7 protein-coding genes are annotated in these 7,778 nt (G+C 42.8%); 6 read left to right on the forward strand and 1 reads right to left on the reverse strand.

Features of this window, described 5'->3' with window-relative positions; genetic code table 11:
* Positions 1-107 precede the first annotated feature (107 nt).
* The 6 genes from ureG to ACKI5B_RS04715 are packed head-to-tail and all read left to right on the forward strand — an operon-like array spanning position 108 to position 7,068.
* Positions 108-728: an urease accessory protein UreG gene (gene ureG / locus ACKI5B_RS04690; protein ID WP_407426328.1), complete on the forward strand. Its 621-nt coding sequence runs from the start codon at positions 108-110 to the stop codon at positions 726-728.
* A 2-nt stretch (positions 729-730) separates the two neighbouring features.
* Complete coding sequence (locus ACKI5B_RS04695; RefSeq protein ID WP_407426330.1) at positions 731-1,588, forward strand: urease accessory protein UreD; 858 nt, start codon at positions 731-733, stop codon at positions 1,586-1,588.
* A 47-nt stretch (positions 1,589-1,635) separates the two neighbouring features.
* Entirely contained in the window at positions 1,636-3,477 is a 1,842-nt protein-coding gene (yut, locus tag ACKI5B_RS04700; protein ID WP_407426340.1) for an urea transporter, read from the forward strand.
* A gap of 25 nt (positions 3,478-3,502) precedes the next feature.
* Positions 3,503-4,552 carry a PASTA domain-containing protein gene (locus ACKI5B_RS04705; protein ID WP_407426332.1) on the forward strand — a complete coding sequence of 350 codons (1,050 nt, stop codon included), beginning with the start codon at positions 3,503-3,505 and terminating at the stop codon, positions 4,550-4,552.
* Between the two features lies 1 nt (position 4,553).
* Positions 4,554-6,233, forward strand: a complete 1,680-nt coding sequence (locus ACKI5B_RS04710; protein ID WP_407426334.1) for a Na/Pi cotransporter family protein — start codon at positions 4,554-4,556, stop codon at positions 6,231-6,233.
* Between the two features lie 46 nt (positions 6,234-6,279).
* Entirely contained in the window at positions 6,280-7,068 is a 789-nt protein-coding gene (locus ACKI5B_RS04715; protein ID WP_407426336.1) for a ZIP family metal transporter, read from the forward strand.
* Positions 7,069-7,121: 53 nt separating this feature from the next.
* Here ACKI5B_RS04715 and ACKI5B_RS04720 read toward each other — a convergent pair.
* Positions 7,122-7,778, reverse strand: a 657-nt coding sequence (locus ACKI5B_RS04720; protein ID WP_407426338.1) for an IS3 family transposase, incomplete at its 5' end; no start/stop codon positions are given.

Raw genomic sequence — 7,778 nt, forward strand, 5'->3', positions numbered from 1 at the left:
AGGCTCGCATGCTTGGTTTGGAGCAGATGCACGGTTTTGCACCAGAAATGGATATACTCTCGTCGTTACATGAGAGGGGTATACAACGAATGTTTATGTCATAAATTATGAATTCTACTTGCAGAATTGGAATCGGAGGGCCCGTAGGTTCGGGTAAAACCGCCATTATTGAAGCCATTACGCCTCGTTTATTGGAGTTGGGGCATAAGGTGTTGATTATTACTAACGATGTGGTCACAACCGAAGATGCTAAACATGTTAGAAAAATCCTCAAAGGGGTACTTGCCGAGGAGCGCATCATAGGTGTTGAGACGGGAGCGTGTCCACATACGGCTGTGCGGGAGGATCCCTCGATGAATCTTGCGGCTGTTGAAGAGATGGAGGAGCGTTTCCCCGATGGTGATGTGCTACTTATCGAGTCGGGTGGCGATAATCTCACTCTTACGTTCAGTCCGGCATTGGTCGATTTCTTTATCTATGTGATTGATGTCGCGGCAGGGGATAAAATACCTCGCAAGGATGGGCCGGGTATCTCCCATTCCGATATTTTGGTGATTAATAAAATCGACTTGGCGCCTTATGTCCACGCATCGCTTGAGGTTATGCGTCGCGATTCGCTTGCAATGCGAGGTGAGGGTAAGCCCTTTGTCTTCACCAACTGTTTCACGGGCGAGGGAGTTGATGAATTGGTGTCGCTCATTCAACATCGGGCATTGTTCGAGGGGTAATTATGGATGTATTGTCGAAAGTTCCTCATGGTAAGAGGGGTTATTTGCGGTTGGGCTTCGAGGTTGATTCGCGTGGGCGTAGCATCCTGCGTGATTTATATCGCTGTGCCCCAATAATTGTGCAGCAGGCACTCTATTTCGACGAGCAGATGCCCTGGTTGCCGTGTGTCTATATACTCTCGGCAGGAGGTCCTGTGGTTGAGGGCGATAACTATGAACAACACTTCACTCTAAAGTGCGGCTCTTGCGCTTATATATCCACAGGTGCGGCTACTAAAGTGGCGCAGATGCGGGGAGGCAGGGCTCTTATGCGACAAAGTATAAGGCTCGAAGCAGGGGCTTATTTGGAATATATGCCCGAAGTGGTAATTCCTTGTAAAGGAGCTAATTATGAGGTCTGTAATAGGGTCGAGGTCGATGCATCGGCTACGCTCTTCTATTCCGAGATATTTCTGAGTGGAAGGCGTTATTCGGGCGAGAGTTTCTTGTACGAAAAGCTCTCCTTGCAGACTCAAGTTTTACGTCCTGGTGGCGAGTTGGTCTATGTTGATAGTGTGGCGGTTGAGCCGCAAAAACAGGATGTACATGCCAAGGGAGTTATGTGTGGTTATGAGGTGTTTGCTTCGGTCTTAATCATTACCCCCGGGGATGTGGCTCAGGCGCTTTGTCGAGAAATCGAGCCTTACATGCGCAGCGATATGGCGCTGGGGGTAAATCTTCTGCCCTTCGATGCCGGATTAAAGTGTTCGATTTTGGGACAGCAGAGTGGTGAAGTTAAGAGCGAGATTCGTAGGATTTGTTCACTTCTGCGCATGAGGATTAAGGGGTGTGCCTTGCCCGAGGAGTTTGTGTGGAAATAATTTTTTAATAAGATAAGATGATTATGATGAAAGAATTATCAGAAAACATGTCCAATCGCGGGGTGATTGGATTTTTCAAGGTGCTACTACGTGGAGCAGGTCAAGTGATGTTTCAATGCAATGCATGGGCTGGTTTGTTTATCATTGCAGGAATTTTTTGGGGTGCATATCAAGCTCATACGCCCGAGGTGGCATGGGGCGCATTGCTTGGATTGATGGTCTCAACTACCACGGGGTATATTCTCAACCTGCCCAATAACGACGGGCGAGAGGGATTGTGGGGGTTTAATGGAATCCTTGTCGGCTGTGCCTTCCCTACATTTCTGGGTAATACGGTGTGGATGTGGATTTCGTTGGCATTGTGTGCTGCTCTGACTACATGGGTTAGGGAGGCTCTGAATAATGTTATGAGGCCCTGGAAGGTGAACTCATTTACATTTCCCTTTGTTATAAGCACATGGCTCTTTTTGCTTGCTTCGCGAGCTATGCATGGGTTGGACCCATTGCACATGGCTACGCCCATGCTGCCAGATCATCTTGCAACGGGAGGTGTTCTCTACGTTGGTCAGTTTGTTGTCTATTGGCTTAAATGTATATCTCAGGTATTTTTAATCAACTCATGGGTTGCAGGCTTGTTGTTTCTTATAGGCTTGTTCGTCTCTTCGCGATGGGCTGCATTGTGGGCTGCCATAGGCTCGGCATTGTCGATTGTTGTGGCTTCGGTCATGAGTGCTTCGGGGCATGATATTGCTAATGGCCTATACGGATTTAGTGCGGTGCTGACGGCGATAGCTCTGGCTACAGTCTTTTATCGTCCTACGTGGCGCTCGGCGCTGTGGGCTATTCTGGGAATAATCATCACCGTAGTGTCGCAGGCAGCGATGAATGTGCTGTTCGAGCCGTTTGGTTTAAGCACCCTCACTGCGCCGTTCTGCATAGCTACATGGTTCTTCCTATTGCCTATGTTTAAGCTGGACGAGGCCAAGCCTAATCACTCTCATTATTTTAAGATTGCAGGCGTTCTTACAAACCCTCCTTCAATGCGGGGCAGACATTCTGATTTAATTCCGACAGAAGTTGCTTCCGTTGCCCGTGAAAACAACATTCCTGTCTTTGAATTTGATCATTTGATGAGTGAAGCCCGGCAGGCAGTTGAAGTGCTTGGAGCAGATTTACTTGTTTCATTTGATTATGGACGTATTTTCGGGGCGAAATTTTTATCGCTTTTTCCGCTCGGAGGAATTAATCTTCATCCATCACTTCTTCCAAAATACCGCGGCTGTACTCCTGTTCCTGCCGCTCTCTTAAACGGTGACAAAATTCTAGGAATTACTGTGCAGAAACTTGCCCTCGCTATGGATGAAGGTGATATCCTTGCACAGTCAGAAATTAATCTTGACGGAACTGAAACAACTCTTTCTTTAATGGATGGTGACGGTTTTTCAAGTAAAGTTACAGAAGAAGGGGCAAAGCTTCTTAAAAAAGTCCTTAAGCTGGCTTCAAATTCTGATTCTGAACTAATCGGAAAAAAACAATCTGGCGAAACAAGCTATACAGGGTTTCTTAAAAAAGAAGACGGATTTATTGACTGGAACTGCACTGCAAGCCAGATTGAAAGAAAAATCCGTGCTTATACGCCGTTCCCTCTCTGTTCAACAAGTTTTGAAGGCTTAAGGCTCACGATTTTAAAAGCAAAAACCGGCGAAAAATCAACATCAGAAAAATGCGGCACGGTTCTTCCATATCAGAAATCAGTCGGAATAGAAATTGCATGCGGGCAGGGAACTGTTCTTGTTGTTAGCGAACTGCAATTAGAGAAAAAAAAGGCGATGGATTATAAATCTTTTCTCAATGGTGCTAGAAATTTTATCGGTTCTATACTAGTATGAAACGGACTGATACGGACTTAAGAAAATGAAATTGACTGAAAAAATTAAGAATTTTAAGCCAAAAGAGTTTGCCGAAGATGTTAAGAAAGAAAGTCTGAAAACTATTTCGGCAATTGATAATAATAAAAAGCCATTTTTACTGGTTGCAGTTCTTGCGATAGCACTCATGTTTATAATCTGCTGGGTTACTTTTTTTGCGACGGTGCGCGGCCCTGAACAGGTCATGGTTCCCAATGTTGAAGGAAAAGAACTTACAACAGCCCTTCTTGAATTACAGGCAAAGGAACTTTATCCAAAAATTCAGCTTAAATACACAGATAACCCGGATGATGCCGGTAAAATCTTAAATCAAAATCCAATCAGCGGTTCAATCGTTAAAGCCGGCAGACGCATAAATCTTACAGTAAGCCGCGGAACAATTCTGGATCATGTAGAAAATTATATCGGTCAGAAATATGACGATGTTAAAATCAATCTGCAGACAATGTTTACAGGTTCAACACGCCCGCTTATTGTTCTTGCAGAACCAGGCTACAAATCTGATCAGAGTGAAGCCGGCACAATTTTAGCACAGGATCCGCCTGAAGGCACAATCATTTCAAATCCTGTTACAGTAAAACTTATTGTAAGTAAGGGCCCGGAATTTGATAACACACGGATTCCAAATATTACAGGTATTTCTTTCGAAGAACTCATAACAACCATTGCAACTACAAAAGTTGTATTTGATTTTACTGCTCATACAGCAACGGGCAATGAAAAGGAAGGAGTTGTTACTTCACAGGAAGCTCAGGAAAGCGAGTTTGTTCCAAATTATACAAGAATAAATGCAGAACTTTCCCTTCCACGCACTCAGAAACCTTCTGAAGTTCTGGGACTGTTTAGTGCAAATCTTCCAGATTATCCGTATGCCGTTGAAATGACTCTGGAATCTTCAAAAGATGGAATCAAAGAAACTATCATTAAATTAAGACATACTGGCGGAAATGTTACAATTCCGTACATCGCAGAAAAAGACAGTGAACTGCTTCTTTCAATTGCTGGAAGAGTTGTAGCACGACAAACGGTGGACTAAAATGATACTGAATATAATTAATTTTGCTGGAAGTCTTTGTTTCCTGCTTTACGGCATGAAACTGATGAGCGACGGAATCCAGAAAAGTGCCGGTCAGAAACTTCAGGCAGCCCTTGCTTTTATGACCGGTAACCGGTTTGTAGGCCTTTTAACCGGCTGTATTCTTACCATGATTATTCAGTCTTCCGGTGCCACAACGGTTATGCTTGTAAGCTTTGTAAATGCAGGGCTTGTTACCGTTACTCAGGCAATCGGCGTTATTTTCGGTGCGAATATCGGTACTACAGTTACAGGCTGGATTGTGGCTTTAGGTTCAAGTTTTGAAATCAAGGATTATGCAGTTCCAATCTTCGGTCTTGGATATCTTTTCTACATCCTTAAACGGTTTAAGTCAAAAGAAGGTTTCTGGCTTGCAATCATGGGCTTCGGTCTTCTTTTCTTTGGTCTTGGCGGTCTTTCAGATTTTTTTGCAGAACCACAGGTAAAATCCCTCGTAATCAACTTCATCAACCTTGTAAATAATTTCGGCTTAATCAGCTACGCAATCGGTCTTTTTATAGGAATCTTTCTTACAGCATTAATTCATTCTTCTTCGGCAATGTCGGCAATCGTAATCGGTATGGCTGTGGCAATGTCAAAAGAAGGAAATTCAACTCTTCAGGAACTCGAAGAATTCTGGCGTTTCGGTGCAGTCATGATTATCGGAAGTTCAATCGGTTCCACTGTCGATGCAATTCTGGCTGCAATCGGAGCAAATGCAAATGCACGAAGAACGGCTGCAGTTCATGTGCTTTTCAATGTTGCTACAGTTATCATTGTTTTGATTTTCTTTAAACCTTTCATTTCGTTTGTTGAACTTATTTCTCCGGGCAACAATATTGTATTCAGAATTTCAATGCTCAACACTGTATTTAAGGTAATCGGAACAATTATTTTTATTCCTTTTGTCAATCAGATTTCAAAATTTGTTTCAATCCTTATTAAAGATGATAAAGAAGATGAAGCAAATGTATACCGGCTTGAATTTAACGAACGAATGGCAATTGAATCTCCTGAAGGCTGTGTATTCCGTGCCCAGAACGAAGTTAAACATTTTTCAGATAAAGTTGCACAGATGTTTGATGAACTTCAGACAGGTTTTTCTACTTTTAATTCTGATTTTGTCACAGGCGGTTATGAAACAATCGTCAAAATCGAAGATTACTGTGACCAGATGAACGAGCAGCTGACTCAGTATCTTGTCCGCTGTACACACCTTCATCTTTCTGATGAAGCAAAAGATAATGCGGCTCTTATGATGCAGCTTATTGCCGAAATGGAAGCTATGGCTGACGGCTGTCTGAATATTGCATATCAGCTCAAAAAAGCAATCGAGCGCGAAATGAAGTTCAACAAAGAGGATTTTGACCGCCTTCTGCCTTATTTTGAACTTGCACGACAGCTTATGTTCTTTATTTATAAAAATGTTGCGCGAATTCAGAGGCTTACTCCGGAACAGTTCCAGTTTGCAAGTGAGCTTGAACAGCAGATTGATGATGAACGTAAAGCCCTTAAAAAACTTGCCAGAAGCCGTCTTGAAAGTGGCGGGGATGTCCGCTCTGAACTTCTGTACATGGATATTATCCGTCAGATTGAAAAAATCGGTGACCGCTGTTTCGATGCCGCCGGCGATTTGCGTTAATCAGTTACTCATAGATAACTTATTAAAAATCTGCTAAACTTTTTTTATGAACATTACAGTTTACGGATTATTGATTCCATTTTTAGGCACCATGCTGGGCTCTTCCTGCGTATTTTTTATGAAACGCGAGATAAAAGACAGTATTCAGCGTGCCCTGCTTGGTTTTGCAGCAGGTGTGATGATTGCCGCAAGTGTGTGGTCGCTTTTAATTCCATCTATGGAGATGAGTTCTTCGCTGGAAAGACTGGCTTTTTTACCGGCCCTTACTGGATTTTCACTTGGTGTTGCATTTTTATTCCTGCTAGATAAGATTACGCCTCATTTACATGCAAAAGCACAGAAACCGGAAGGACCAAAATCTTCAGTAAACAGAATAAGCCGCACCATGATGCTTGTGTTCGCCGTAACACTTCACAACATTCCGGAAGGAATGGCAGTCGGTGTTGTATTTGCAAGTCTTTTGTCTGGAGGAAGCGAAATTTCTGCGGCCGGAGCACTTGCTCTTTCCCTTGGAATTGCAATTCAGAATTTCCCGGAAGGTGCTATTATCTCAATGCCGCTTCGCACTGAAGGAAACAGTAAACTCCGGTCTTTTATATACGGAACTCTTTCAGGTGCTGTGGAACCGGCCGCGGCTGTGCTTACGATTCTGCTTACTTCCTTTGTGCTTCCGTTTCTGCCTTATCTGCTTGCCTTTGCTGCGGGTGCGATGGTCTATGTAGTTGTGGAAGAACTGCTTCCCGAAGCTACCCGCGAAGAAAAGACAGATATCTGTACCATTGGTTTTGCAGTGGGCTTTGCACTTATGATGGTGCTTGATATTGCATTGGGTTAAAAAAAAAGGACTGTCCAAAAAGTGAAGTGTACCCCAATTATTGGACACTTTAACTAGGCTGATTTTAAGGACTGATTCCTGAATTGTAAAGGGGACAGTCCTTTTAATTTAACCTTAATTCTCTTTTCGTTGTACCAAGTCAAATATTCAATTAATTCTTTTTTGAAATGCTCGACAGATTCAAACTCATGTAAATATAAAAGCTCTGACTTTAATAATCCAAAGAAATTTTCCATCACTGAATTATCAAGACAGTTGCCTTTGCGTGACATACTCTGTCTGATTCCCTTTTCTTTCAGACGTCTCTGATAATCATACATCTGGTACTGCCAGCCCTGATCAGAATGCAGAATCAGATTTGTTCCATCAGGGATTTGTGCAAAAGCCTTCTCAAGCATATCAACTGTCTGAGCATAATTAGGGCAGTCAGAAAGATTCCAGCTGACTAATGACTGATCATGTAAATCAAGAATCGGAGACAGATAAAGCTTTGTCCCAAACAGATTGAATTGTGTAACATCTGTAACCCATTTTTCATTAGATTTTGTTGTACTGAAATCTCGCTGCAAAAGATTAGGAGCAATTTTGCCTATCTGTCCTTTATATGAATTGTATTTATGCTGGCGGACCTTACACACAATATGTTCTTCATGCATAAGTTTTTGAATTAATTTGTGGTTTGTTGTACGCCCTCTGTTTCTGAATTCTAG

The sequence above is a fragment of the Treponema sp. genome (assembly GCF_045657965.1).
In the GTDB taxonomy this organism is placed as follows: domain Bacteria; phylum Spirochaetota; class Spirochaetia; order Treponematales; family Treponemataceae; genus Treponema_D.

Excerpts from the sequence above, each read along its gene's own strand:
- ACKI5B_RS04695 (WP_407426330.1), top strand. The coding sequence starts at position 731 with ATGGATGTATTGTCGAAAGTTCCTCATGGTAAGAGGGGTTATTTGCGG.
- ACKI5B_RS04705 (WP_407426332.1), top strand. The coding sequence starts at position 3,503 with ATGAAATTGACTGAAAAAATTAAGAATTTTAAGCCAAAAGAGTTTGCC.
- yut (WP_407426340.1), top strand. The coding sequence starts at position 1,636 with ATGTCCAATCGCGGGGTGATTGGATTTTTCAAGGTGCTACTACGTGGA.
- ACKI5B_RS04715 (WP_407426336.1), top strand. The coding sequence starts at position 6,280 with ATGAACATTACAGTTTACGGATTATTGATTCCATTTTTAGGCACCATG.
- ACKI5B_RS04710 (WP_407426334.1), top strand. The coding sequence starts at position 4,554 with ATGATACTGAATATAATTAATTTTGCTGGAAGTCTTTGTTTCCTGCTT.
- ureG (WP_407426328.1), top strand. The coding sequence starts at position 108 with ATGAATTCTACTTGCAGAATTGGAATCGGAGGGCCCGTAGGTTCGGGT.